This is a genomic window from Streptomyces sp. NPDC001339, assembly GCF_042895955.1.
Lineage (GTDB): Bacteria > Actinomycetota > Actinomycetes > Streptomycetales > Streptomycetaceae > Streptomyces.
On record NZ_JBIAWT010000006.1, the window covers coordinates 441,953 to 467,087 of the forward strand.

General features: G+C 72.1%; 20 protein-coding genes. 9 read left to right on the forward strand and 11 right to left on the reverse strand.

From position 1 onward, the window contains the following. The first annotated feature begins 78 nt into the window (after positions 1-78). The gene (locus ACFY12_RS20170) at positions 79-2,133 is read left to right on the forward strand and encodes a GTP-binding protein (RefSeq protein ID WP_390717168.1); all 2,055 of its coding nucleotides are present in this window, start codon (positions 79-81) and stop codon (positions 2,131-2,133) included. Between the two features lie 111 nt (positions 2,134-2,244). Here the strand turns inward: ACFY12_RS20170 and ACFY12_RS20175 are convergent, their stop codons facing one another. Beyond that, positions 2,245-2,790, reverse strand: a complete 546-nt coding sequence (locus ACFY12_RS20175) for an FHA domain-containing protein (protein ID WP_390717169.1) — start codon at positions 2,788-2,790, stop codon at positions 2,245-2,247. 298 nt (positions 2,791-3,088) lie between these two features. Between ACFY12_RS20175 and treZ the strand changes: the two genes are divergently transcribed. Continuing rightward, positions 3,089-4,879 carry a malto-oligosyltrehalose trehalohydrolase gene (gene treZ / locus ACFY12_RS20180; RefSeq protein ID WP_390717170.1) on the forward strand — a complete coding sequence of 597 codons (1,791 nt, stop codon included), beginning with the start codon at positions 3,089-3,091 and terminating at the stop codon, positions 4,877-4,879. A 100-nt stretch (positions 4,880-4,979) separates the two neighbouring features. Further along, positions 4,980-5,624 carry a LysE family translocator gene (locus ACFY12_RS20185; protein ID WP_390717171.1) on the forward strand — a complete coding sequence of 215 codons (645 nt, stop codon included), beginning with the start codon at positions 4,980-4,982 and terminating at the stop codon, positions 5,622-5,624. 23 nt (positions 5,625-5,647) lie between these two features. Here the strand turns inward: ACFY12_RS20185 and ACFY12_RS20190 are convergent, their stop codons facing one another. Further along, complete coding sequence (locus ACFY12_RS20190; protein ID WP_390717172.1) at positions 5,648-6,181, reverse strand: type 1 glutamine amidotransferase domain-containing protein; 534 nt, start codon at positions 6,179-6,181, stop codon at positions 5,648-5,650. Positions 6,182-6,471: 290 nt separating this feature from the next. On the opposite strand from ACFY12_RS20190, the gene ACFY12_RS20195 reads away from it, so the two are divergent. From ACFY12_RS20195 to ACFY12_RS20205, 3 genes are all read left to right on the forward strand, one after another. After that, positions 6,472-8,238, forward strand: coding sequence for a PucR family transcriptional regulator (locus ACFY12_RS20195; RefSeq protein ID WP_390717173.1), 1,767 nt, complete (start codon positions 6,472-6,474; stop codon positions 8,236-8,238). A gap of 165 nt (positions 8,239-8,403) precedes the next feature. Next, complete coding sequence (locus ACFY12_RS20200; protein WP_390717338.1) at positions 8,404-9,390, forward strand: metallophosphoesterase family protein; 987 nt, start codon at positions 8,404-8,406, stop codon at positions 9,388-9,390. Further along, complete coding sequence (locus ACFY12_RS20205; protein WP_390717174.1) at positions 9,387-10,046, forward strand: 4'-phosphopantetheinyl transferase; 660 nt, start codon at positions 9,387-9,389, stop codon at positions 10,044-10,046. Before ACFY12_RS20200 ends, ACFY12_RS20205 begins: the two co-directional genes overlap by 4 nt. 124 nt (positions 10,047-10,170) lie before the next feature. On the opposite strand, the gene ACFY12_RS20210 is transcribed toward ACFY12_RS20205, so the two are convergent. Continuing rightward, positions 10,171-11,298 carry a hypothetical protein gene (locus ACFY12_RS20210; protein WP_390717175.1) on the reverse strand — a complete coding sequence of 376 codons (1,128 nt, stop codon included), beginning with the start codon at positions 11,296-11,298 and terminating at the stop codon, positions 10,171-10,173. A 238-nt stretch (positions 11,299-11,536) separates the two neighbouring features. After that, positions 11,537-13,243 (reverse strand): S8 family serine peptidase, encoded by a 1,707-nt coding sequence (locus ACFY12_RS20215; protein WP_390717176.1) that lies wholly within the window; start codon positions 13,241-13,243, stop codon positions 11,537-11,539. A gap of 335 nt (positions 13,244-13,578) precedes the next feature. Here ACFY12_RS20215 and ACFY12_RS20220 point away from each other — a divergent pair, with 335 nt between their 5' ends. Further along, a complete protein-coding gene (locus ACFY12_RS20220) occupies positions 13,579-15,945 on the forward strand; it encodes a helicase-associated domain-containing protein (RefSeq protein ID WP_390717177.1) in 2,367 nt (788 codons plus the stop codon). A gap of 36 nt (positions 15,946-15,981) precedes the next feature. Here the strand turns inward: ACFY12_RS20220 and msrB are convergent, their stop codons facing one another. From msrB to ACFY12_RS20240, 4 genes are all read right to left on the reverse strand, one after another. Next, on the reverse strand, positions 15,982-16,389 hold the full coding sequence (msrB, locus tag ACFY12_RS20225; protein ID WP_390717178.1) for a peptide-methionine (R)-S-oxide reductase MsrB: 408 nt from the start codon (positions 16,387-16,389) through the stop codon (positions 15,982-15,984). A 34-nt stretch (positions 16,390-16,423) separates the two neighbouring features. After that, positions 16,424-17,824 carry a UDP-N-acetylmuramate--L-alanine ligase gene (gene murC / locus ACFY12_RS20230; protein ID WP_390717179.1) on the reverse strand — a complete coding sequence of 467 codons (1,401 nt, stop codon included), beginning with the start codon at positions 17,822-17,824 and terminating at the stop codon, positions 16,424-16,426. 249 nt (positions 17,825-18,073) lie between these two features. Next, positions 18,074-18,778: a response regulator gene (locus ACFY12_RS20235; protein ID WP_390717180.1), complete on the reverse strand. Its 705-nt coding sequence runs from the start codon at positions 18,776-18,778 to the stop codon at positions 18,074-18,076. Continuing rightward, positions 18,775-19,995 carry a sensor histidine kinase gene (locus ACFY12_RS20240; RefSeq protein WP_390717181.1) on the reverse strand — a complete coding sequence of 407 codons (1,221 nt, stop codon included), beginning with the start codon at positions 19,993-19,995 and terminating at the stop codon, positions 18,775-18,777. Before ACFY12_RS20240 ends, ACFY12_RS20235 begins: the two co-directional genes overlap by 4 nt. 200 nt (positions 19,996-20,195) lie before the next feature. On the opposite strand from ACFY12_RS20240, the gene ACFY12_RS20245 reads away from it, so the two are divergent. Continuing rightward, a complete protein-coding gene (locus ACFY12_RS20245) occupies positions 20,196-21,320 on the forward strand; it encodes an ABC transporter permease (protein WP_390717339.1) in 1,125 nt (374 codons plus the stop codon). Between the two features lie 140 nt (positions 21,321-21,460). Further along, positions 21,461-22,159 carry an ABC transporter ATP-binding protein gene (locus tag ACFY12_RS20250; RefSeq protein WP_390717182.1) on the forward strand — a complete coding sequence of 233 codons (699 nt, stop codon included), beginning with the start codon at positions 21,461-21,463 and terminating at the stop codon, positions 22,157-22,159. Between the two features lie 118 nt (positions 22,160-22,277). Here the strand turns inward: ACFY12_RS20250 and ACFY12_RS20255 are convergent, their stop codons facing one another. The 3 genes from ACFY12_RS20255 to ACFY12_RS20265 all read right to left on the reverse strand — a co-directional run bounded on the left by ACFY12_RS20255 (position 22,278) and on the right by ACFY12_RS20265 (position 25,081). Further along, positions 22,278-23,276, reverse strand: coding sequence for an alpha/beta hydrolase (locus ACFY12_RS20255; protein ID WP_390717183.1), 999 nt, complete (start codon positions 23,274-23,276; stop codon positions 22,278-22,280). A 289-nt stretch (positions 23,277-23,565) separates the two neighbouring features. Then, the gene (locus ACFY12_RS20260; RefSeq protein WP_390717184.1) at positions 23,566-24,051 is read right to left on the reverse strand and encodes an indole-3-glycerol phosphate synthase; all 486 of its coding nucleotides are present in this window, start codon (positions 24,049-24,051) and stop codon (positions 23,566-23,568) included. A gap of 139 nt (positions 24,052-24,190) precedes the next feature. Beyond that, positions 24,191-25,081 (reverse strand): dihydrofolate reductase family protein, encoded by an 891-nt coding sequence (locus ACFY12_RS20265; RefSeq protein ID WP_390717185.1) that lies wholly within the window; start codon positions 25,079-25,081, stop codon positions 24,191-24,193. Positions 25,082-25,135: the final 54 nt, after the last annotated feature.

The following is a 25,135-nucleotide window of genomic DNA, read 5'->3' on the forward strand; positions in this document are numbered from 1 at the left end:
AGGAGTACGGAATGCGCCGATTCCTCGAAAGCACTCAGCGCCCCCACCGGACGTCAGTTTTCGAGGACTCGACCACGCATGCACACCCGTCACACACCCCACATTCCGCATATCCGTCACACCCTGAACATCGGCATCCTCGCCCACGTCGACGCGGGTAAGACCAGCCTCACCGAGCGGCTGCTCTTCGACACCGGCGTCATCGACCGGCTCGGCAGCGTGGACGGCGGTGACACCCGTACGGACACCGGCGCGCTGGAGCGGCAGCGCGGCATCACGATCCGCTCGGCCGTAGCCTCCTTCACCGTCGACGAGGTCCAGGTCAACCTGATCGACACCCCCGGCCACTCCGACTTCATCGCCGAGGTCGAGCGCGCGCTGGGAGTACTCGACGGTGCTGTCCTGCTGCTGTCCGCGGTGGAGGGCGTCCAGGCCCGGACCCGGGTGCTGATCAGGACGCTGCGGCGGCTGCGGCTGCCGACGCTGCTCTTCGTCAACAAGATCGACCGGATGGGCGCCCGCGGTGAGGCTCTGCTGGCGGACATCCGGCGCCTGCTGACCCCGGCCGTCGTCCCGATGACGTCCGTGGCCGGTCTCGGCACGGCACGGGCCCGCTCGGCGCCGTACTCCCTGGAGGACCCGGAGGTCCGTGAACGGCTCGCCGAGGCGGTGGCCGAGGTGGACGAGGGCATTCTGGCGCGGCTGGTCGAAGGGCCGCCGCCGGGCGCGGAGCAGCTCCGCACCGCCCTGGCCGCCCGGACCGCCGAGGGTGCGCTGCACCCCGTGTACTTCGGTTCGGCCCTCGGTGGGCAGGGGGTCGGCGCGCTCATCGACGGGATGACCCGGCTGATCCCGCCGGCCCCGCCCGGCCCGGGCCCCGAGCCGCGGGGCACAGTCTTCGCCGTCCACCAGCCGCCGAACGGTGAGCGTACGGCCCATGTCCGGCTCTATGCGGGTGAGTTGCGGCCCCGGCAGCGGATCGCACTGTACCGGCCCGGCGCGCCACGGAACGCGGGGCCGGCGCTCACCGGCCGGATCACCTCGCTCGACGTCATCGGCCCCCGACCGGGTTCGCGGCCGCCGGGTGGCGCCGGCCGGCACGACGACGGGCAGTACGACGGTGGACGGCGCGACAGCGAGCAGCGCAACGGCAGGCGGCACGGCGACGGGCGGCACGACGACGGGCGGCCGCTCACCCCGGGCAATATCGCCGTGCTCCGCGGGCTGCCCGGAATCCGTACCGGGGACCGACTCGGCCCGCCCGACGGCGCGTCCGCCGACACCGCCGCCCTCTTCCCCTCCCCCACCCTCGAAACCCTGGTCCGCGCCGGCGATCCGGCGCGCGCCGCCGACCTGCGCGCCGCGCTGCTGGCACTCGCCGACCAGGACCCGCTGCTACAGGTCCGCCCGGCGCCCGACGGCGCGACATCGGTGCTGTTGCACGGCGAGGTGCAGAAGGAGATCCTCGACGACACGCTGCGCCAGGAGTACGGGATCGGGGCCGAGTTCGCACCGAGCCGGGTGGTGTGCGTGGAGCGGCCGTACGGTGTCGGCGAGGCCTGCCATGAGATCGCCAAGCGCGGACACAGCGGGCCCTGGGCCACGGTCGGGCTGCGCGTCGAGCCCGGCACCCGTGGCTCCGGTCCGGTCTTCGCGTACGAGACCGAGCTGGGCGCCCTGCCGCACGGCTTCCACCAGGCCATCGAGGAGACCGTCCTGGCGACCCTGGAACGGGGTCCGCGGGGCTGGGCCGTGACGGACTGCCGGGTAGTGCTGACCCGTTCCGGCTTCATCGGCCCGGTCAGTACCGCGGGCCACTTCCGTACGGTCACCCGGCCCGTGCTGCTGCGGGCTCTCGACCGAGCCGGCACCCGCGTCTACGAGCCGTGCCACGCCTTCGAGGCCGAGATCCCGGCAGCCACACTGGCGCCGGTGACCGCCCGCCTCACGGCGCTCGGCGCGGAACTGGCCGAGCCCGTCGGCGGGCAGCGTTCCTGGCTGGTCAGCGGGGTACTGCCGGCCCGCCATGTGCAGCGGATCGAGGGGCTGTTGCCCGGTCTGACCCATGGTGAAGGGGTGTGGCTGTCCTATCCGTCGGGGGACCGGCCGGTCGGCCGCCGCCTCGGCGAGTGACTCCGCCTTCTCCAGCACCCCCGCATCCCGTTCTCGCCCCGCGCGGGGCCTCAGCACATGGGCCGGAGCGGGTGCGAGGTCGGCGGACCCGTTCTCGCCCCGCGCGGGGCCTCAGCGCTCCGTCAGGACGTAGTCGACGTGGCCGAACGTGATGTGGTCGCCGGGGCCGACCGGGACCTCGCCGACCACCCGGCGGCCGTTGACGCAGGTGCCGTTGGTGGAGCCGAGGTCGCGCAGCATCCAGCCCCTGCCCTCGCTGCGGAGTTCGGCATGGGCGCGGGAGACCGTGTCGTGGTTGAGGCGCAGGCCCACTCCGGGAGCGCGCCCTATCAGCAGCGGGAACGGACCGGGCTCGGGCAGCAGGAGCTTGGGCAGCCGCTCCGTCCGCCAGGCGCGGCGCACCCGGAGGTGAAACGCCGACACCCGGCCGACCATCCGCAGCAGTGTGCCCTGGACCTTGCCGCGGCTCGCCAAGTCGGCGGTGGCCAGCTTGAGTTCGGAGTGCTGCTGGGCGGTGAGGACGAGTTCCAGGCGGCGCAGAAAGGTGTCCTGGGACAGCCGCCCCTGCGCCGCACCGTCGCGCAGCAGGTCGAGGGCGCGGTCCCGGTCGGCGTCCGACGGCCGCGCCGCGTGCGCGGGGAACTCGAGCGAAGTCATGCGGTGATTGTCCGGCCACCGCGAGCCGCTGTCCAGGCGAGGTAGGCGCGGTACGCACGCGGGACGCTGGCTGTCCACCAGCCGGAGCTCCGTCCCGGGCGCGCCCGTATGCGCGGGACGGGCGCGGGACGGGCGGTACGCGCGCGGGACGGTGGGTGGCAGGACACGCAGGGCGGTGCGGCGGCATGCTTGGTTCGTCCCTGGTTCGTCCGGACCGGGAGCACGCGAAAGACCAGGAACCGACGAAAGACCAGGGACCGACGAAGGACCAGGTGCCGACGAAGGAGGGAGGACGGCCGTGCTGTTCGAGGTGTGGGCGCCGAAGGCCGGGCGGGTCGCTCTGCAGTGGGCGGGGGAACGGGCCGGTCAGCCGCCGGTCCCGATGGAGCGGGACGCCGACCGCGCCGGCTGGTGGTGCGCGGAGGCTCCGGCCCACGACGGCGACCGCTACGCCTTCCGGCTCGACGACGGGCCACCGCTGCCCGACCCGCGTGCCGTCCGGCTGCCGGACGGCCCCGGCGGACCCGCCGCGGTCGTCGAGCACGACCGGTTCGACTGGCGGCATCCGTGGCCCGGCCGCCCGCTGCCCGGCGCGGTCCTCTACGAGCTGCACATCGGTACGTACACCCCGGAGGGCACCTTCGACGCCGCGGCCGCGCGGCTGCGGCACCTCGCCGACCTGGGGATCACCCACGTCTCGCTGATGCCGGTCTGCCCGTTCCCCGGTGTCCACGGGTGGGGATACGACGGGGTCGCGCCCTGGGCCGTGCACGAGCCGTACGGCGGGCCCGACGGGCTGAAACGGTTCGTGGACACGGCGCACGGCCTCGGTCTCGGCGTCGTCCTCGACGTCGTGTACAACCACCTCGGACCGGCCGGCAACCATCTTCCGGACTTCGGACCGTACTTCACCGAGGCCCATCGCACGCCGTGGGGCGCGGCGGTCAACCTGGACGCCGCCGGCTCCGACGAGGTGCGCGGCTACCTTCTCTCGAACGCGCTGTCCTGGCTGCGCGACTACCGGCTCGACGGGCTGCGGCTGGACGCCGTCCACGCACTGCATGACGACCGCACCCCGCACTTTCTCGCCAAGCTGTCCGCGGCGGTGGACGGGCTGGCCCGGCAGTGGGGGCGCCCCCTGTTCCTGATCGCCGAATCCGACCTGAACGACCCGCGCACCACCGCCCCTCGCGACAGCGGCGGCCAAGGCCTGCACGCGCAGTGGAACGACGACTTCCACCATGCCCTGCACACCGCGCTCACCGGTGAAGCCCAGGGCTACTACGCCGACTTCGCACGCGCCCCGCTCGCCGCCCTCGCCAAGACGTTGACCAGGGGCTTCTTCCACGACGGCACATACTCCAGCTTCCGCGGCCGGGCGCACGGGGCGCCGCTCGACCTGCGCACCACGCCCGCGTACCGGCTGCTGGCGTACGCCCAGACGCATGACCAGATCGGCAACCGGGCACTCGGCGACCGGCTCTCCGCGAGCCTCTCCACCGGGCTGCTCGCCTGCGCCGCCGCACTGGTGCTCTGCTCACCGTTCACTCCGATGCTGTTCATGGGCGAGGAGTGGGGAGCGGCCACTCCCTGGCAGTACTTCACCGATCACACGGATCCGGAGCTGGCGGAGGCCGTACGGGCGGGGCGGCGGCGCGAGTTCGCCGCACACGAGTGGACGGGCGACAGCGCCGAGTGGCCCGACCCGCAGGACCCGGCCACCCGCGAACGCAGCGTCCTGGACTGGAACGAGCCGGCCCGGGAACCGCACCGCTCGTTGCTGGCCTGGCACCGAACCCTGCTGACGCTCCGCCACGAGCTGCCGGCCCTGACGGACCCTGATCCGCGCCACACCAGCGTCCGCTACGACGAGGAAGCCCGCTGGCTGCTGCTGCGGCGCGGCCCGCTGTGGGTAGCGGCCAACCTCGCCCACGACACCACCGCCCGCATCCCGCTCCCCCCGGCCCCCACCCCTCGGAAGCCCCTCGCCGGCTGGCCCCGGCCCCACCTCCCCCACGCACAGGACGCACCCGGCACACCCGACGTGCTGCACCTACCACCGGAATCCGTGACCCTCCTGGGCCCCTAGAGCCCGTAGGGCCCGTATCGGCATGTGGATGCGCCTGGAGCGGACGGTCCGCCGTCTGTTTGCATGGCCCCCGGCAAGCACTCCAGGAGGTGACGGACTCATGGTGTCCGCGGAGAGCATTCTCGCGTTCGCGGCGATGTCGCTGCTGGTGATCGTGGTTCCGGGGCCGAGCGTACTGTTCGTGATCGGCAGGGCCCTCGCGCACGGACGTCGCACGGCGCTCGCGACGGTCCTGGGCAACATGGTCGGTTCGTACCTCCTGGTGATCGCCGTGGCGTGGGGCCTCGGCGCGCTGGTGGAGCGGTCGGCGACGGTGTTCCTGGGCGTGAAGCTGGCCGGCGCGGCGTACCTCGTCCACCTCGGCATACAGGCGTTCCGGCATCGCAAGGAGTTGTGCGCGGCGGACATGGAGGTCCCGGCGGGTGAGCGGCGCGGCGATCTGCGCACGATCCTGGACGGCATCCTCGTGGGAGTGACCAATCCGAAGGGGATCGTCTTCTTCGCGGCGGTGCTGCCGCAGTTCGTGCATCACTCGGCGGGCCATGTGCCCGTCCAGATGATGCTGTTGGGCCTGGTCCCGGTCGCCATCGGCCTGATGACGGACACCCTGTGGGGCCTGGGAGCCTCGGCGGCCCGTTCCTGGTTCGCCCGCTCGGACCGCCGCCTGTCGATGGTCGGCGGGGCGGGCGGCTTTGCCATGATCGGCCTGGGTGTGACGGTGGCGGCGACGGGCCGCGCCGACTAGAGCGATCTGCCGACTAGAGAGATCTAAGGGGAGAATTCCGCCACCATCGCCGCACAGAAGGCCTCCAGGTCGCCCGGCCTCCGGCTGGTGATCAGCGTGTTCGGCCCGTCGGAGCAGATCACGACCGGTTCGTCGACCCAGGTACCGCCCGCGTTACGGATATCGGTCCGCACGCTCGGCCAGGAAGTGAGTGTGCGGCCGCGCACCACATCGGCCTCGACCAGCGTCCACGGCGCGTGGCAGATGGCGGCCACCGGCTTCCCCGCGTCGAAGAACGACCTGATGAACGCCACGGCCGTGCTGTTCAGACGCAACGTGTCCGGATTGGCCACCCCGCCGGGCAGCACCAGGCCGTCGAAGTCCGCCTCGGTCGCCTCGTCCACCGTCAGATCGACGGGGAAGGTGCCCGCCTTGTCGAGATGGTGGTACGCCTGGATCCTGCCGACGGAGGTCGAGATCAGCGTCGGAGTGCCGCCCGCCGCGGTCACCGCCTTCCAGGGCCCGGTCAGCTCGCGCTCCTCGACGCCCTGCGGAGCCACCAGAAAGGCCGCCCGCATACACACCCACATCCCTCCGCCGCTCGTATCCCTCCGGGAGCTCATATTCCGCCGCGCTGGTCCGCCATAAGGCGGCAATCGCCACTCCCCCACTTCTCGCCCAGCGAGTAACCACCAATGGCTCACTGATCGCCCCTGTCGACCGGACCGAATCGGAGTATGCGCATCCGTGTGGGTGTGGGCGGCGTCAAGAACCCCGGATTTCCACTGATCAGAGGCGTAGCGGAGAAGATCAGAGGAGTAGCGGAGAGGTTCAGAGGAGTAGCGGAGAGGTGATGGACACTGGGTCCATGCCCCTCTGTATCTCCGACCTCCTCGCCCGGCCCGATCTCCGCCTCTCGGTCGCCTACGACGTGCCGCCACAGCTGCTGGTCCGTTCGATCGAGGCGGCGACCGTCTCGGATCTGCTGGTACCGGGAAAGTGGCTGCAGGGCGGTGAACTCCTGATGACCATCGGCTTGTTGCTGCCGAGCGAGCCGGCCGCCTGCCGGGCGTACGTCCGGGACGTGGCCGAAGGCGGAGCGGCCTGCCTGGCGCTCGGGCTCGGTCAGGGACTGCCCTATCAGCGGGCGCCGGAGCCGCTGGTGGCGGCGGCCGAGGAGGCGGGGCTGCCTCTGCTGACGGTGCCGGACGGGGTGCCGTTCATCGCCGTCACCAAGGCCGTCTTCGATGCCCGGGCCGATGAGCAGCGCGAGGCGCTGCAACGGGCCTTCGCCACGCAGCGGCGACTGACCGCCGCGGCGGCCGGCGACGGGCTGCGGCCGATGCTCGCGGAGTGGACGGCCGCCACAGGAGTGGGCGCCGCGGTGCTCGATCCGCTGGGGCGGCTGCTGGCCGCGGGCGAGCGAGAGCCGCAGCCGCCGCTGGAGCGGGCGCGCGACCTGATCGAACGGGTCGCCGCCCGCGGCCTGCGCGGCAGCGCGTCCAGCACGGTCGGAGGGCAGCAGCTGGAGGTGCAGCCGCTGGGCGCGCGACGGCTGCGCGGCCTGCTGCTGCTCACCGGGCGCCCGGACGAGGCCGCCCGCTCTGTCGTCCCCGGTCTGGTCTCCCTGCTGTCGTTGGAGCTGGAGCGCCGCCATCTACGCGATGAACCGGAGCGTCGCCGCAGGTCAGCGCTGCTCTCGGAGCTGCTGGCCGAGGAGCGTCCAGCCTCGGACCGGGCCCGGGACATGCTGCACTCGGTGGGGCTGACGAGCGAGCGGGTGCGGGGGATCGTGGTGGCGACGGCAGGTGGGGGCTGTGAGCGAGCCGGCACGGGCCGAGCCGGCCGAGCGGGGGCCGTTGTTCCGGGCTCCGTGGACGAGAGCGGCGCATCCGGGAACCGCATGGGCAGGGACGACAGGGACCACGGGGACCACAGGGAGTACGCGGACGAGTCCGGAGTGGACGCGGCCGGAGAGGACGCGGCCGCCGCACAGGACGCGGCCGCCGCACAGGAGGTGGCCGCCGCACAGGAGGTGGCCGCCGCACAGGAGGTGGCCGCGGATCTGGCGCTGGCGATGCCCGGCGGTCTGGTCCGGGTCACGGACGGCGCGGCCGGCGGCACGCCGGGCGGGCTCATCGAGGCGGTGGTCGGCGACGACCTGGATGTCCGCGATGTGCTGGCCCGCTTCGCGCCGGGCTGCCCGGCCGGTATCGGCCCGGCCACCGCCCCCGAGGCGGTACGGGTCTCGCTGCGGCAAGCGGCCGGGCTGCTCGCCGTCAGCCGGGCCGGCGGCGAGCCGGCCGAGGCGCGGCAGAGTCAGGCCAGCCGGCTGCTGCTCGACCTCGCCGACCGCCGTACGCTGCAGGGCTACGCGGACACCGTGCTGGGCCCGCTCGATCTCGCAGACAACGGCGAGGAGTTGATCGCCACCCTGGCGGCCTGGCTGGAGACCGGCGGCGCCTGGGACGCCACCAGCCGGCGCCTCGGCGTCCACCGGCACACCGTACGCAATCGCCTCGACAAGGCCATGGACCTGACCGGCCGTCGCCTCGACGACCCCGACGACCGCTTCGACCTGTGGCTGGCCACCCGGATCCGACGCGGCGGCGCACCACCATCACCAGTCCGCTAGCGCACCAGGACAGCACCACCACCAGTCCGCCAGCACACCGGGACAGCAACACCACCAGGCCGGTAGCGCCACCTGACCAGTGGCATCACCACCAGGCCGGTGACGTATACCGCACGGCAGGGCCCCGCCCTTCACTCTCACCGGCGCACCGTCTTTACTGCCATGGTGACCTACGAGATCCGCACCCTGGCACCCGGCGCCGACGGCCCCGCCGACCCCACCGGCTCTGCCCCGCTGTCCGTCACCGTCCCCGCCCCCGACCCCGCTCCCAGCGCCGGACGGAGCGGTGCGGGCAGGTTGGTGGCCGTCAGCGATCTGCACGTCCGTTATCCGGAGAACCGCGAGGTCGTCGAGGGGCTGAGACCGGAGTCCCCCGACGACTGGCTGCTGGTCGCCGGCGACGTCGGCGAGTACGTCGCAGACGTCCGCTGGGTGCTCACTCTGCTCAGCAGCCGGTTCGCGAAGGTGGTGTGGGTGCCGGGCAACCATGAGCTGTGGACGCCGCCCGACGACCCGGTGCAGCTGCGCGGGGTGGCCCGTTACGACCATCTGGTGGAGATCTGCCGGGAGTTGGGCGTGCTCACCCCGGAGGACCCGTACCCGGTCTGGGAGGGCGCGGGCGGCCCGGCGGTCATCGCACCGCTCTTCCTCCTCTACGACTACACCTTCCGCAAGCCGGGACTGGCGTCGAAGGGCGAGGCGCTCGCCGACGCCGAGAAGGCCGGGGTGGTGTGCACCGACGAGTTCCATCTGCACCCGGACCCGTATCCGACGCGGGAGGCGTGGTGCCGGGCGCGGGTGGCGGCCACCGAGGCCCGGCTCGCCGCCGTACCGGAGGAGCTGCCCACCGTGCTCATCAACCACTGGCCGGTGGTGCGCGAACCCACCCGGCCGCTGTGGTACCCGGAGTTCGCGCTGTGGTGCGGCACGGAAGCCACCGCCGACTGGCCGCACCGGTTCCGCGCCGCCACCGTGGTCTACGGCCATCTGCACATCCCCCGGCTGTTGATGTGCGACGGCGTGCCCCATCAGGAGGTGTCGCTCGGCTACCCACGGGAATGGCGACGCCGCTCCGGTGCACCGGGCCGGCCCGTGCAGATCCTGCCGGCCCCGGCCGCGGTGACCTCCGGAACAGCGGGAGCCCGCGCATGATCGACAAACTGCTGCCGGCGCCGATGGTGACCTCCGAAGCCTTCCAGGACGCCCCGCTGTCCGAGATGTATCCGGAGGAGTGGGCGCTGGTGAAGGACGCGGTGCCCAAGCGACAGAAGGAGTTCGGCACCGTACGCGGCTGCGCCCGGGCCGCGCTGTCCCGGCTGGGCATCGCCCCGGCGCCGCTGCTCCCGGGCCGTGATCGGGCGCCGCAGTGGCCGGCCGGCGTCGTCGGCGCTCTGACGCACTGCACCGGCTACCGCGCCGCCGCGGTGGCCCGCGCACGGGACGTGCTGACGATCGGCCTGGACGCGGAGCCCAACGAGCCCATAGAGGACCCCGGGGTGATAGACCTCGTCACGCTCCCGGAGGAGCGCGCCCAGCTCCGCCGTCTGGCCGTGCTGGAGCCCGAAGTCTGCTGGGACCGCCTGATGTTCAGCGCGAAGGAGAGCGTCTACAAGGCGTGGTATCCGCTCGCCCACCGCTGGCTGGGCTTCGAGGACGCTCTCCTCACCCTCGACCCCACGAACGCCACCTTCACCGCCCGCCTCCTCGTCCCCGGCCCCCGGGTCAAGGGCGAGGAGCTCACCGAATTCAGCGGGGGCTGGCTCGTCGAGTCGGGACTGGTGGTAACGGCGATCGCCATGCCGGCCTGACGAGACGGGCGCGGGCCGCCCCGACGAGACGGCCGTGGGCACGGCCCGACGGGGCACGCGCGGGGCCCGGGCACTCTCCGCCCGGGCCCCTGGCACCCCGTCAGGCATACGGGAGCAAGAACCCTCAGTCCCCGGCTGGAAGCACACCCCTTGCCTGTCCGGGTAACCTTCGCAATTCTCGTAGCACATATGTCATGTGCTGGATGTGTCCTGCCCAGGTCCACGTGGCGTGATTGCCCGAGCCGGGACCTCCCGTCCCGTACGCGCAATCACGGAGCCACCGCTCCCCGTCGCTGTACGCCGGCCCGCGGAAGTCGTGCGCTTCGACGAGCTGCCGGGCGAGCGAACGAACGACCACACAACGATCCGTACCTTCGGTCGGTGCCTTGATCAGGAGAAAGGTACGCTCCGCCGTGTAGCGCAGGACACCCCATGGCGGGCCACCCCCGCTGTCCGAAGGCTGATCCGCGCCGCTGGCATGATGCGCTCCATAATCCCCGTACGTCACGTGGAGCGGATGCTCGCCTCGGGCATGCCGGACCATGTGCCAGGAATCCCAGTCGAAGCGGTGCGCTTCCTCCGGCGACGCGTGGAACGACTCGGGCAGGCTGCGGGGGAAAGCACCCGCCATCATGGCCACCGTGCGCCATTGGTGAAGCGGGCCGAACAATTCCAAGGCACGTAGCGCCCACTTGTCTGCCGGGTGGTATTCGTCGGTAACAGCACCCAAGTCGAGGAGCAGATCGACGGCAATGGACGACGGGGTTCCTATCTGGTCGAGCAGGGCCAGAACGGCGTCGGCACGCCGCTCATCGGGGAGGCCGGTCAGCAAGACACGTATGCCCAGACCGTTTCCACTCGCCCGCGCCAGCTCCACGCACGCGGCCGTCTGCCACTCGGCTCGCTCGACGCCTGTAACCGGCCGCAATGGGCTGTCGGCCAAGAGCTCCCGAACACCCGCGGTGACGGACCCCGGCTCGTCCTCCACATGGAAGGCGTCCAGCCATGCGGGTACCGCCTGTTGGACTTTCCTGACCTCAATGACCTTGCCACGCAGCCACTCCGTGAGAGCAGCCGGATCAGGGTCGACCGGAGCCCCGGGCCGATGCCCCAGCCGGCGCAGCGGGCCTGCTCGAGGCGGGATGGTCCACAGCGGCGACGTTCTCGCCCGCACCGAGAGCGCCAGAGATGCGTATGCCCGGAGCGCATTCTGTTTCGTCGGCAGTACGGGCACGTAGAGCAGCTCGACCATCGCGGCTCCCCCATCGACTCCGCTGGATCGCCCTTGGTCGAAGGGTGAACGGGGGAGCCTGACGCCGAAAGAGCGCAATTCCGGCCAGTGATCGCACCCCATTCCCGGAAAGGACGCATCGCACCAGAGATCCCCTCTGCCGCAGCATCATCCGGAGCGGCGTGGTGCCGCAGCTCCAGGAAAAGGAATTACGTCGGTAGCCGCCGGGGCGCGCAAGACGAGCATGGGCCTGCAGTGACTAGAGTGCCCTCACCGCCGGTTCGAGACGGGCGAGGTCGGGCATGACGCCGATCCGGAAGTCGTCCGCGGCCGCGGAGTGGGTGTTGAGGGAACGGTCGCTGAGAAGTGCCCGAAGCTGGGCGGGCGTCAGAAAGTCGCCGACGACCGAGCGTCGGATGTTCTGCAGCACCACGGCGACTCCCGCGATGATCGCCGACGCACCTGACGTACCACCGAAGTTCGTGCGGTACGGCTGGTTCGTCGCGGGGTCCAGGAGTGATGAGGTCGTCAGAATATTCTGGCCCCACGCGTAGCAGTCGACGCGATTCCCGTGGTTCGAGCTCTGGTTGTCCGGAAAGCGCATGCGTGAGTGCGGGTGCGTCGAGGTCGCGGCGGCCACCATGACGGCGCCGCTGTCGAAGAAGGCACCGGTGGTGTCGTTGCGGTCGAAGATCCGGCCGGAATCGAAGAGGTGCCCCGGCGCCACGAAGGTGTCGAGGTTCACGCCATCACCGAACCCATTGCCCGCGGCTTCGACGACCGTGATGCCCTTCCTCGTCAGCTCCTGAATGGCAAGCTGGATGAACAGGTCGGTTTCGAGCGGTCGGTTCTGCACATCCTGCAGCTCGAGCAGGACGATGCTCCCGGGCTCGATGCCGGGTACCGTACCGATCACGGCCAGGGCCACCGCGACCTGGTCCATACCGGTCGGCGTCTCCACCGGGGCGACCGACGTCCTGACGTTCGGCGCCAGTCCGAGCATTCCCTTCCGGTTATCGGTCGCCATCACGATTCCGAGCACGTTCGTCCCGTGGTTGATCAGGCCCGGTTCCCTGGCGACCCTCCCACTGGGGAGGATACGGACACGGTTGACGCCGTCCGTGTCCACGAGGTCTTCATGGGTGAGCTGCCAGCCCCATTCCAGATCGACGAAACGAGGGACCTGGCTCCCGTCCGTGAACGGCAGCGCCCAGGTGTGCAGCCCGTCGACCCCGATCGGCGCCGCGCTCACATACCCCTGCCCCACGATCAGGGGGTCGTCCGCCACGACCTCGGGCGGCACCACCTCCTGCTCGACATAGGCGTGTTCGACGAACGGCAGGGCGTCCACAGCCGTGGCGACCTGCTCGGCCGAGCCTGCGGGCAGGGGGATCACGTAGAAGGAGAGCAGCGGCTGGGACGGAGTTCCGTGGACCTCTTCGTTCCGGCTCAGCCACTGCCGTACCGCCTCCGGGTCGACGCCCGGGAGCCCCCTGTTGAGCGCGAGGTGGAAGTCCGGGAAGGCCATGGCGACGCCGTCCCAGGCCGCGCGGTCCTGGGATGGGAGGAACTCCTGTGCTTCGTCCTCGTACGGGATCTCCGCGGCCGCCTCGTCGCCCAGCTTGACGATCACTTGAGGCGTGAACGGCTCCTGCGGATGCTCCTCCGCCCCGTAGGCGTTCTCGTCCAGCCGCCAAACCGTGCGCGGACCCACGTCGTCGATCACTTCGGCGGCGGGCACGAGGAGGACTTCCCGCTTGAACCGGGCGACGGCAGCGGCCGTCTCGTTGCCGTAGTCGCCGTCGGCACCGAACTGCGGCAAGCTGTCGGGATCCCAGATGAGCAGAGCGCTCTGCAGGCGGTTGACGGGGGAAAAGTCGTTATGGAGCTGCCTGTTGATCCGCGTCTCGTTCCGAGCGACGGCTTCAAGGACCGGCTCGCCCTGAAACAGCTGTGACAGAAACATGGGACACGCATCCTTCCCGTCGCCTGCCCCACTGGAGCGGTGCGGATTTTTCGGTCGGGATCGCCCGAGTCCCGTGGGATACCTCTCGGTGCGGAATCCGCCCCTTTTCGAGCATCACACCTTTGCCGGAGCCCAGCATCTTTGCCACCGGCTGCGGGGGAGGCGGGGCGGTGACGATCCGGACGGCTCGGGGTTCCTCGGGACGGCACCTGGGCCATGGGTCTGACCAGAGTGGCCGAGGCAGGAACGGGCCAGTTGTCAAGCCTGTGCATGCGCTGTCCGCTGACGGCGTTACCGTGGGCCGGGCCCGGCAAACCGCTCTGGCAGAACAGGTGATGGACATCGGCAGCTCCCACGGCTCGGCGCTGACGCATTGGCTGCGCACCCTCGACGCCGATCGGTTGCAGGGTGTGCTCGACGCACGCCCCGACTGCGCGGGCGCACCGGAGCCGAGCACCCTCGATGAGCTCGCCGACCGGCTGCAACGGCCGGGCTCCGTCACGCGGGTGCTGCCCCTCCTGCCGCTTCCCTGTCTGCAGGCCGCCGAGGCGCTCGCGGCCCTCGGCGCTCCCGCTCCGCGTGCGGAACTGGAGAGCTTGCTCGGCGCGGACACCGCCCGCCTCGACACGGCACTGGGCACGCTCGGCGTGCACGCACTCGTCTGGCCCGGCCCGGACGGTGTGCTGCACATGGCGGCGGCGCTGGGTGATGCCTGGGAGGCACCCCTCGGTCTCGGTCCCGGGCTCGAGGAGCTGTTGTCCGGCACCACGTCCGACGAACTGCGCAGGATCGCGACGACGCTCGGTCTCGCCCCCGGCGCCAGGAAGCGGGAACGTCTTGATGCCGTGCTCGCCCACCACCGTGACTCCGACCGGCTGCGGGCACTGATCGACTCCGCGCCACCGGCGGCCAGGGACCTCCTGGAGCGGCGTCTCCGCCTCGAACGGACACCCATCATGTTCGGCTCGGTCACCGAGGATCCCGCAGAACGCTGGCTGTGGGAGCGAGCTCTGCTGGTGGGCGGCCGGGGCTGGTCGGTGGAGCCGGCGCACGTGCCTGCCGAGGTGGTGCGCGCCCTGCGCGGTCCCGGCTGGCACGCCCCTTTCGAGCCGACGCCGCCCGAGCCCCCGGTCGTCTCCCTCACCGCCTCCGACGTGGAGAACGACGCGGCCGCCGCGGCCGCGTCCTTCACGGTGCAAGCCGGCGTACTGCTGAGGGAATGCGCGGCCCGCCCCGTGACCGCACTGAAGTCCGGCGGCGTCGGGGCACGCGAACTGGCCCGCCTCGGCAAGGCCGTCGGATGCGACGAGCCCGTGGTACGCCTCGTGCTGGAGACCGCGTACGCCGCCGGGCTGCTGGCATACGAGAAGCGCGCCCTGTCGGTCACCGAGGCGTACGACGGGTGGGCCGGGCAGGAGCCCGCCGACCAGTTCGCCGCTCTCCTCCGTTCCTGGTGGCTGCTCGGCCTGACGCCCTCCGGCTCCCGTGACGACGAGGGCAAGGCGCTGCCGGCCGTGGAGCGTACGTCAGCCTGCGCCAGCTGCCTGGCGGCCCGTCAGGGGCTGCTCACCGCGGCAGCCGGCCTTCCCGGCTCCCACGGCGTACGGGATCCGGCCGACCTGGGACCGCTCGTGGCCTGGCACCGGCCACTCGCCCATGAACTGCCCCAGGACACCACGCCGTTCGCCGGGCTGATCCGGGAGGCCGGGCTGCTGGGGGTCCTCGCCCGCGGCGCGCTGTCCCCGTTCGGCGCGGCCCTGCTGCTCGGTGACGAAGGCCGCCTGCACACACATGCCCGGCGCCTGCTGCCGGGCGCCGACTCGAGGGTCCGCATCGGAGCGGACCTCACCGCGGTGGTGATGGGTGCTCCCACCGGCCGCCTCGCGGCGCTCCTGGACGCACTCGCCGACCGGGAGACCCATGGCACGGCGTCCATCTGGCGGTTCGGGCCGTCATCGCTGCGCCGGGCGCTGGACGCGGGCCGCACACCGGCCGAGATCCGGGCCGGCCTCTCCGACGCCGCGGACGGTCCACTGCCCCAGACCCTCACGCACCTGATCTCCGACGCCGCCCGTAAGCACGGACGGCTCCGCCTCGTCACCGCCGCGTGCGTGATCCACAGCAACGACACAGCCCTGCTCGCCGAGATCGCCGCCCACCGCGAACTGTCGCGGCTCGGGCTGCGCGGCATCGCTCCCGGCGTCCTGCTCTGCCGCACCCCGCTGCCCGAGGCGCTCGGCGCCCTGCGCGCAGAAGGGTACGCACCGGTGGCCGAGACGGAGGACGGAGCGGTCCGCCTCGAACGGCCCGAGCAGGCCCGGGCCGCGCAGCCCCTCCCCCGCCCCCGGCAGCACCGCCGCCGCACCGCCCCCGCCGCTGGACTCGCGCTCCGCCTGCTGTCCGCCCCGGACCACGAACCGCACCCCGACCCGGTCCGCGGCGTCCCCTTCCGGACCGACACCGAGGAGATCCTCGCCGGATACGCGAAGGCCCTGAACCTGACGGACCTCCGGCAGCTCGCCCACGCCATCCACGAACACGAACCCATCACCCTGGAGTACCTCGCGGCCTCAGGGAACCGGACCGTCCGCACGGTGAGCGAACTCGAACTCGACCCGCCTCTCCTCTCCGCGTACTGCCATCTCCGCGAAGATCTCAGGGTCTTCACCCTCTCCCGCATCCAGGCCGTCCTGCCGACGTGACCTGACATCCCGGAAGGCCGGCCGGTCCTCGCCCGGTCAGCCCTCGTCGGGGAGCAGCCGCAACGAGATCGAGTTGATGCAGTACCGCTGGTCCGTGGGCGTCGGGTAGCCCTCGCCCTCGAAGACGTGCCCGAGGTGGGAGCCGCAGCGGGCGCAGCGGACCTCCGTGCGGACCATGCCGTGGGAGCGGTCCTCGATCAGCTCGACCGCTTCGCTGTCCTTGGGGTCGTAGAAGGACGGCCAGCCGCAGTGGCTTTCGAACTTGGTGTCGGAGCGGAAGAGTTCGGCTCCGCAGGCGCGGCAGGAGTAGAGGCCGGCGGTCTTGGTGTCGGTGTATTCGCCGACGAAGGCCGGTTCCGTGCCGGCCTCGCGGAGGACGTGGTACTCGGCGGGGGACAGCTCGTCGCGCCACTGCTCGTCGGGCTTGTCGATCTCGTACGGCATCTGGTGTCCCTCTCCTCAGCTCGGCGGCCCGGGCTCAGCGGCCCAGGTGGGTCAGGATGGCGGGGCCGAGGTCGGTCACATCGCCCGCGCCCATGGTGAGAACAAGGTCGCCGGGCCTGGCCATTCCGGCGATCAGGGCGGGGACGGCCGTCTGGTCGCTCTCGGGGGTCACCTCGGCGCCGGCGGCGCGGGCGGCGTCGATGATCAGGGCGCTGGTGATGCCCGGGATCGGGTCCTCGCGGGCCGGGTAGATGTCCAGGACGACGGAGGCGTCGGCGAGTGCGAGCGCCTGTCCCATCTCGGCGCCCAGTTCCTGGGTGCGGGAGAAGAGGTGCGGCTGGAAGACGACCAGGACCCTGGAGTTCTCGGCGGCGGCGCCGCGGATGGCCTCCAGGTCGGCGGTCATCTCCGTGGGGTGGTGGGCGTACGAGTCGATGACCTGGACGCCGGCCGCCTCGCCCTTGAGCTGGAGGCGGCGCTTGACGCCGGTGTACTTGCCGAGCGCGGACGCGAGGTTGTGCGGCGGCAGGTCCAGGGCGACTCCGGCGGCCAGGGCGGCGACGGCGTTGTGGGCGTAGTGCCGGCCGGGGACCGAGACGGTGAAGGTGAGGATCTTGCCGCTGGTGAGGGTGACGGTGACGTCGCTGGTCAGGCCGCGGGGGTTGACCTTGAGGATGCGGACGTCGGCGTCCTCGGACTCGCCGTAGGTGACGACCTGGATGTCATGGCGGCCGGAGATCCGTGCGGTCAGCTCGCGGGCGCCGGGGTGGTCGGCGGCGATGACCAGGGTGCCGCCGGGGCGGATGCGGCCGACGAAGGTCTCGAAGGACTCGTAGATCTCGTCCATCGAGGCGTAGTTGGCGTGGTGGTCCAGCTCGACGTTGAGGACGATGGCGACCTCGGGCGCGTACTTGTGGAAGCTGCGGTCGCTTTCGTCGGCCTCGGCGACGAAGATCTCGCCGGCGCCGTGCTCGGCGTTGGAGCCCGGTGCGTCGAGGTCGCCGCCGATGGCGTAGGAGGGCTTGAGGCCGAGGGCGGCGAGGGACACGGCCAGCATGGAGGTCGTCGTCGTCTTGCCGTGGGTGCCCGCCACGGCGATGGGGCGGAGGCCGTCCATGAGGGAGGCGAGGGCGTCGGAGCGGTGCACGACGGGGATGCCGCGCTCACGGGCCGCGGCCAGCTCGGGGTTGTCGGGGCGGATCGCGGAGGAGACCACGACGCTGGTGGCGTCGGCGGCGAGGTGTCCGGCGGCGTGGCCGATGTGGACCGTGGCACCGAGGGAGCGCAGGGCCTGGGCGGTCGCGGAGTCCTTGGCGTCGCTTCCCGCCACCTGGGCGCCGCGCTGCGTGAGGATCTTGGCGATACCCGACATGCCGGCTCCGCCGATGCCGATGAAGTGCGGCCGGTCCATCGAGGCTGGGATGGCGGGTGCCATGGTGCGTCTCCCTGATCGTCGATCATCGCGGGCGGTGGTGCGGTCCGTGCGGTCGCACCTGTCGTGCCGCTGTCATGCTGTCGTGTCGTGCTGCTGTCGTGCTGCTGTCGTGCTGTCGATGATTCTCGCACCCGGCACTGACAGCGGCGGGCCATGGGCCGCGGCCGGGGCCGGGCCGGGGCCACCCGGCGGTATCGGAGGCCGCCGGGCGGTCCGCGGGTGATCACCGGGCGGTCCGCGGGCCGGCTCTCAGCGGCGGATCAGGCCCTGCGCGGTGGCGGTGGCGACCGCGGCCGTACGGGAGTCCACCCCGAGCTTCGAGTAAATGTGGACAAGGTGGGATTTCACGGTCGCTTGGCTGAGGAAGAGCCGCTTGCTGATCGCGGCGTTCGAGAGGCCGTCGGCGACGAGCTGCAGCACCTCGGTCTCCCGGCGGGAGAGCGCGGTGGCGGGCGTACGCATCCGGTCCATCAGCCGCAGCGCGACGGTGGGCGCCAGCGCGGACTTCCCGGCGGCGGCGGTGCGCACCGCGGCGGCCAGCTCCTCGGGAGGGGCGTCCTTGAGGAGGTAGCCGGTGGCGCCGGCCTCGATGGCGGCGAGGATGTCGGCGTCGGTGTCGTACGTGGTCAGGACCAGAACGCGCGGGGCACCGGGGCGGGCGGTGATCGCGGCGGTGGCCTGGGAGCCCAGCATCCGGCCGCCGAACTGGAGGTCCATAAGGACCACGTCGATGGTGCTCTCGGCGGTGAGCTCGACGGCCCGTTCGGCGGTGGCGACATCGGCGACGACCTCGAAGTCCGGCTCGGTCTCCAGGACGGCGCGCAGCCCGGCCCGTACGACGGGGTGGTCGTCGGCGAGCAGCAACCGGATGGGGGCGACATCCGGGGCAGTTCCCGGGGTGACGTCCGGGGCGGTGTCCGGGGTGGTGTCCGGGGTGCTGTCGGGGACGGTCATGAGGCGGTCTCCGGTGGGGCGGGCGCGGCGGGGCAGGGCAGGGTGACCGCGACGGCGGTGCCCTCTCCAGGGGCGGACTCGACGGCGAGGGTGCCCCGCAGCGCGTGCGCCCGGGCGCGCATCGCGGCGAGGCCGAAGCCGGTGCCGCGGGCCGCCGCGGAGCCCGGCGCGGGCACCTCGGCGGGCCGGAACCCGGCGCCGTCGTCGACGACGTCCAGGGCCACCTCGGTGTCCATGTAGCTGAGGGTGAGCTCGACGCGGCCGGCCCGGGCGTGCTGCACGGTGTTGGCGAGCGCGGACTGGGCGATGCGCAGCAGGGCGACCTCGTGCGGGGTGGGCAGCGCGGTGGGCGCGCCGGAGACCTGGCAGTGCACGGAGAGGCCGGACGCCCGGGCGGTGGTGGCGCAGAGCCGTTCCAGGGCGGCCGGCAGGGACCCCGTCTCCAGATCGGGCGGGCTGAGTGCCCGGACGAAGCGGCGAGCCTCGGCGAGGTTGTCGACGGCGGCCGTACGGGCCTGCCGGACGTGGCCGAGGGCCGTTTCGGGCCGCTCCGGCAGGGCGCGTTCGGCGGCGCGCAGCAGCAGCTGGATACTGGACAGGCCCTGGGCGAGGGTGTCGTGGATCTCCCGGGCCAGGCGTTCGCGCTCGGCGAGGACCCCGGCGGAGTGTTCCGCGACGGCCAGTTCGCCGCGGGTCGCGGTGAGCTCCTCGATGAGTCGGCGGCGCTGTTCGCTCTCCCGGTAGAGGGCCTCGTACCCCAGGACGACAGCGACCGCGACGGCGGCGCCCAGGAAGGGGCCGAGCACCGTGCCCACACTGAGGGTGTGGGTGTGCCACCCGAATCCGGCGATGGCGGCGAGGGTGGTGGCGGCGACGGCGGGCAGCGCCCAGCGCAGCGGCAGCAGGTGCATCTGCACGAAGAAGAGCGGGAAGGCCAGCCAGACGCCGTCCGGGGTGAGGGCGAGCAGCACCAGCCAGAGGGCCGCCACGGCACCGAGCCAGAGGCCCGCGGCGCCCGTGGAGCTGCGGACGCGCGGCAGCCGGGGGCCGGCCACGTACACGGCGAACAGTGCGACGGCGGTGACGATCACAGCCGGGGCGCCCGGAACACGGTCGGCGACCGCCCGTACGGCGGCGAGCGCGAGCAGCGCGGCCACCATCAGATGGAGGCAGCTGCGCAGGACCCGCAGGACGGGAGTGAGGGAGTGATCGGTCACGGCTTCTTCGGTCACGGCCTCTTCAGGCTACGGGCCGCTCCCGCCACCCGGCATCAACCGAAGGTTTGATGCCGGGGCGCACCTTTCGGCGCCGGTGAACCCCTCCGCGGCGCGATGCCCGGGCCCTCTTCCGGGGGCGAGGGTGGGGGCCAGCCGCCGGGCAGTGGGTCCGGCGCCCGGACCTGAGGATGGCAAAGCCGGTGTTCGTCGCCTGGAGAGACCTGAGATTCGCCAAGGGGCGGTTCGCGCTGATGGGCGCCGTGATCGTGCTGATCACGGTGCTGGTGGGCCTGCTGTCCGGGCTGACGGCGGGCCTGGGCCGGGAGAACACCTCGGCGATCACCGCGTTGCCCGTCGACCACCTGGTCTTCTCGGCACCCGCCGGGGACGGCGGCGTCACGTTCACCGACTCCAGGCTGCCGGAGCGGACCGTACGGGAGTGGGCGCGGGTGCCGGGAGTGCGGAGCGCCGAGCCGCTGGGGATCGCCACGACGAAGGCCGAGGCGGGCACCGTCACGCCGGGCGAGGCCGGGACGGACAAGGTCGGGACGGGTGGGCGGACGGCCGCGGTGTCGGTGTTCGGAGTGCGGCCCGGTTCGCGGCTGGAGCCGGCGTCCGGGCAGGTGGCCGACGGGACGGTGGTGCTGTCCGCGAAGGCCGCCTCCTCGCTCGGCGTGCGCGCCGGGGACGCGCTGACGCTCGGCGGACGGTCGCTCCGCGTCACGGCGGTCTCCGGCCCGGCGATGTACAGCCACACACCGGTGGTCTGGACGTCGCTGGACGACTGGCGACGGCTGGCGGGCGGTTCCGGTGCCGCCGCGGGCGCGACCGTGCTCGCCCTCTCCACCACCGCGTCGGCCGAACTGCCCTCCGCCGACGAGCGGCTCGGCACCAGGGCCGTCACCGCCGACGACGCCCTGAACGCCATTGGCTCGTACGCCGCCGAGCACGGCTCCCTCCAGCTCATGCGCGGCTTCCTGTTCGCCATCTCCGCGCTGGTCATCGGCGCGTTCTTCACGGTGTGGACGATCCAGCGCGGCGGCGACATCGCCGTGCTGAAGGCACTGGGCGCCTCGACCCGCTATCTGCTGCGCGACGCGCTCGGCCAGGCGGTCGTCCTGCTGGCGATCGGTACGGGCCTGGGTACCGCGGTGGTGGCCGGGGTGGGCGCCGCCATGGGCGACGCGGTGCCCTTCGTGCTCGATCCGTCCACCGTGCTGCTCCCAGCCCTGATCATGATCGCGCTGGGAGCCGTCGGCGCCGCCCTCGCCATCCGCCGCATCACGTCCGTAGACCCCCTCACCGCCCTGGGAAGCGCCCGATGAGCCCCATGAGTCCGACGAGCCCTACGAGTTCTACGAGTTCTACGAGTTCTACGAGTTCTACGAGTTCTACGAGTTCTACGAGTTCTACGAGTCCTACGAGCCCCATGAGTCCTACGAACCCCATGAGTCCGATGAGCCCGATGAACTCGGCACGTCTTGAACTGACCGATGTCACCCTCACCTACCCCGACGGCGACACCCGGCTGACCGCACTGGACGAGGTCTCGCTGGCCGTACCCGCCGGGTGCCTGACCGCCGTGATCGGTCCGTCCGGTTCCGGGAAGTCCAGCCTGCTCGCGGTCGCCGCGACCCTGATCCGCCCGGAGCGCGGACGGGTGGTGATCGACGGCACGGACACCACCGGCCTCGGCCGCGCCGAACTGACGGCGCTGCGCCGCACCCGGATCGGCACGGTCTTCCAGCAGCCGAACCTGCTGCCGTCGCTGACGGCCGCCGAACAGCTGCAGGTGATGGCCCATCTCGACGGCGGCTCCCCTCGCCGGGCGCGGTCCCGGGCGCTGGAGCTCCTGGCGGCGGTCGGCCTGGAGGGCCAGGCCGACCGGCGGCCGCACCAGCTCTCGGGCGGTCAGCGCCAGCGGATCAACATCGCCCGCGCGCTGATGAACGACCCCGCCGTCCTGCTCGTGGACGAGCCGACCAGCGCCCTGGACCACGAACGCGGCGCCGCGGTCCTCGATCTGCTGCTGACCCTCACTCACCAGCGGGCCACCGCCACTGTGCTGGTCACCCACGACCACACCCATCTGGACGCGGTCGACGAGATCGCCGAGGTACGGGACGGCCGGCTGCGCCCTCGAGCAAGCGCCGTCCGGCCGTAGACCATGGGGGCGTACGGGGCACGGCCGTAGACCATGGGGCGTACGGGGCACGGCCGTGGACCGTGGGGGTACGGGGCAGGCGTGGCCGCAGCGGCTGGAGACGCCGCGGCCCGCGCCGCTACGCCTTGCGGAGCCGGTCGACGATGCCCTGGATGTCGGTCCTGACACGGATGGGGCGGGGGAAGTGTCCGCCGTCGTCCTCGTACGGCTCGTACGGGATGCCGGCGCCGTCGAGTGCGGCCTTGAACTCCCGCTGGCCGCGGAGCACTTCGGTCTCGTTGCCCCAGCCGAACGGGTCCGTCGGGTCGGGGCTGGTACCGGCGACCAGGAAGATCCGCTTGTCCCGGAAGCTCTCGATGTGCTCCATCGGGTTGTCGGCGCTGACCTTGGCCTCGTCCCACGGTTCGCCGTAGATCGTGCCGCCCGCCAGGTCCTTCACCGCGGAGGACACGTTGGCCCAGTGGGCGACCGCACCGAGGTCGCCGCGCAGGCTGGGAGGGCCGGAGTGGGCGCTCACCGAGGCGAAGAGGTCGGGGTACTTGACCGCGTACTTCAGTGCCCCGAAGCCGCCCATCGAGAACCCGGCGACGGCGCGGCCGTCCTGCTCGGCGTACGTCCGGAAGTTCGCCTCGATCCAGGGGCGCAACTGGTGCATGTGGAAGGTCTCCCAGTTCCGGGGGCCCACGTTGGTGCTGACCGGATCGGAGTACCAGCCCGCCTGTCCGCCGTCGGGCATGACCACGATGAGCGGCTGGCCGGCGGTGTAGGCACGGATGCCTCCTTCCGCCGCCCGGTCCCATTCCATGAAATCGCCCAGGCCGCCGTGGAGCAGGTAGAGGACCGGGTAGGTGCGTCCGCTGCTGTGGTAGTCGTCCGGGAGCAGGACGTTGACCGCGGGTCCGTTGTCCCAGCCGATGGCGTCGGTCCCGAAGCGGTAGTACCACATACGGGGGTCTTCCTCGTTGCGCTCCTTGATGTGCAGGCCGAAACCGTCGTCGGCCGCACTGGCGGGCGACGCCGTCGCCACGACGCTCCCACCTCCGAGAGCCATCGCCGCGGAGATTCCGCCGACGGCTTTCAGGATCCCCCTGCGGGTGGGGTGGTGCTCGCTCACCATGACCTCCTGGTCGGGAAGTGACCCGTACTCGCCGCACAGGCACGTACTCGCTGGGGCACGCCGAGCGGTTCGCGCCGTGACGACGAGACTGCCGATGTCCGCGCGACGGTAGCCACCGCCGCTGAAACATCGATGAAATGCCGATGAGCCACCGGCCGAGGAGGGCTGGACGAGGACCGGCCGAAGAGGGCTGGGCGAGGACCAGACGAGAACCGGACGGGGGCTGGACGCACGCGACACCCGGTGAGGGATGACTCAGCCCCTCACGGCCCCTCACGGCCCCTCGCGGTCAGCCGGCGGGCTGGTCGTCCGCGGCGTGCGAGAAGAGTTTGAGTACGGGTACGCCGACCTTGTGGCGGGCGCGAGAGGCCCAGTCGCGGTGGAAGAACTCCTCGACGAAGTGCGGCGCCGTCAGCACGATGACCTCGTCCGCGCCGGTCTCGTCGACGACGCTGCGCAGCAGGTCCAGCGGGTGGTCCGCGACCACCTGTCCGACGGCCTCGGCGCCGGCGTCGCGCAGGGCCTGGAGGGTCCGGGAGAGGGCGAGTTGGGCCGGGGCCTCCGCGGCCTCGCCGGCCGGCTCGTCGCCCTCCCGTACGGCGTCGTCGAACTCGCCGAGGGCGACATCGTCGATGGCCCGGAGCAGGACGTCCTGTTTGCCGCGGGGCTGCATGAGAACGACGAACGAGATCCGGTCGTCGCCGTGCAGGGTGGTCACAAACTCGACGTCGGCGGGCGTCAGAGGCTTCTCGATCATCAATACGCTCGTGAACACGACGGACGCCCTTCTTCGCTTCGGGGCGCAGCGCTGCGCGGCGCCCGACAGAAACCATCCTGCCCCGTCGCCACACGGGACCTGTTGGGGTTTAGTGTGCCCAACGGAAGCTAAGCGGAACAGATAATTCCGCCGAATGTCAGGACCGGCGGTAGCGAGTGAACAGGAACCCGGCCTCCTCCAGTACGGACGCCAGAGCGAACCGCTCGGGAACCGGGACGGCCGGCCCGCTCATGATTCTCGGCGCATCGCCGACGGCGACCACCGGGGCCAGCGTCAGGCACATCTCGTCCAGCACCCCGGCCGCCGCGAACTGCCCCAGCAGCTTCGGCCCGCCCTCCGTGAGCAGCCGGGTGTACCCCCGTCCGGCCAGTACCGCCGGCACCCGCGCCGGATCGACGCCCAGCCCCTCACCGGCGAACAGCACCTCGGCGCCCGCCGCGCGGGCCTGCGCCACCCGATGGGCCGGTGCGCCGGCGCCCGTCAGGATGAGGGTGGGGGTGAGCGGCTCGGTGAAGAGGGGGAGGGTGAAGTCCAGCCCCAGACCGGCGGTCACCACGGCGATGGCGGGCGCCGGGGCCTGGCCGGCGGCGGCCCGGCGGGCAGCGAACGCCTCCCGGACGCGGGCCGGCCGGTAACCCTCCTGGCGAACCGTTTCCGCGCCGACCACCACGGCGTCCGCCAGGCCCCGCAGCACTCCGAAGATCCGCATGTCCGCCGCGCAGGAGAGCGGCTGCGAACGGCCCTCGTGGTGGGCCGCGCCGTCCATGGATGACACCATGTTGGCCCGCAGCCATACGGGGGCGGACAGCTCGGAGGACCCGGTGCGGCCCGTGTGCGCAAGGTCGTCCGCCGCCGGATACGCGTAGGCGTCGGCCAGCTCGTCCAGCGTCCACTCCCGGTCGGTGAGGTCGGCGGGCGCCGCCGCGGAGGCCGTGGAGCCGGAGCCGGGGGCCGCGTCGCCGACGCTGGGCGCCGTGCCGCCGGGGCCGGATACGAGCAGGTCAGGGACGGGAAAGAGGCGTCGCATGGCCGCAGTGTGACATGCCTCGCCCGGCGGACCTTCGGAGACCGGCGACGAGAT

Coding starts and splice junctions, on each gene's coding strand:
- ACFY12_RS20170 (WP_390717168.1), top strand. CDS start 79: ATGCACACCCGTCACACACCCCACATTCCGCATATCCGTCACACCCTG.
- ACFY12_RS20175 (WP_390717169.1), bottom strand. CDS start 2,790: ATGACTTCGCTCGAGTTCCCCGCGCACGCGGCGCGGCCGTCGGACGCC.
- ACFY12_RS20185 (WP_390717171.1), top strand. CDS start 4,980: ATGGTGTCCGCGGAGAGCATTCTCGCGTTCGCGGCGATGTCGCTGCTG.
- ACFY12_RS20190 (WP_390717172.1), bottom strand. CDS start 6,181: ATGCGGGCGGCCTTTCTGGTGGCTCCGCAGGGCGTCGAGGAGCGCGAG.
- ACFY12_RS20195 (WP_390717173.1), top strand. CDS start 6,472: ATGCCCCTCTGTATCTCCGACCTCCTCGCCCGGCCCGATCTCCGCCTC.
- ACFY12_RS20205 (WP_390717174.1), top strand. CDS start 9,387: ATGATCGACAAACTGCTGCCGGCGCCGATGGTGACCTCCGAAGCCTTC.
- ACFY12_RS20210 (WP_390717175.1), bottom strand. CDS start 11,298: ATGGTCGAGCTGCTCTACGTGCCCGTACTGCCGACGAAACAGAATGCG.
- ACFY12_RS20215 (WP_390717176.1), bottom strand. CDS start 13,243: ATGTTTCTGTCACAGCTGTTTCAGGGCGAGCCGGTCCTTGAAGCCGTC.
- ACFY12_RS20220 (WP_390717177.1), top strand. CDS start 13,579: ATGGACATCGGCAGCTCCCACGGCTCGGCGCTGACGCATTGGCTGCGC.
- msrB (WP_390717178.1), bottom strand. CDS start 16,389: ATGCCGTACGAGATCGACAAGCCCGACGAGCAGTGGCGCGACGAGCTG.
- murC (WP_390717179.1), bottom strand. CDS start 17,824: ATGGCACCCGCCATCCCAGCCTCGATGGACCGGCCGCACTTCATCGGC.
- ACFY12_RS20235 (WP_390717180.1), bottom strand. CDS start 18,778: ATGACCGTCCCCGACAGCACCCCGGACACCACCCCGGACACCGCCCCG.
- ACFY12_RS20250 (WP_390717182.1), top strand. CDS start 21,461: ATGAACTCGGCACGTCTTGAACTGACCGATGTCACCCTCACCTACCCC.
- ACFY12_RS20255 (WP_390717183.1), bottom strand. CDS start 23,276: ATGGTGAGCGAGCACCACCCCACCCGCAGGGGGATCCTGAAAGCCGTC.
- ACFY12_RS20265 (WP_390717185.1), bottom strand. CDS start 25,081: ATGCGACGCCTCTTTCCCGTCCCTGACCTGCTCGTATCCGGCCCCGGC.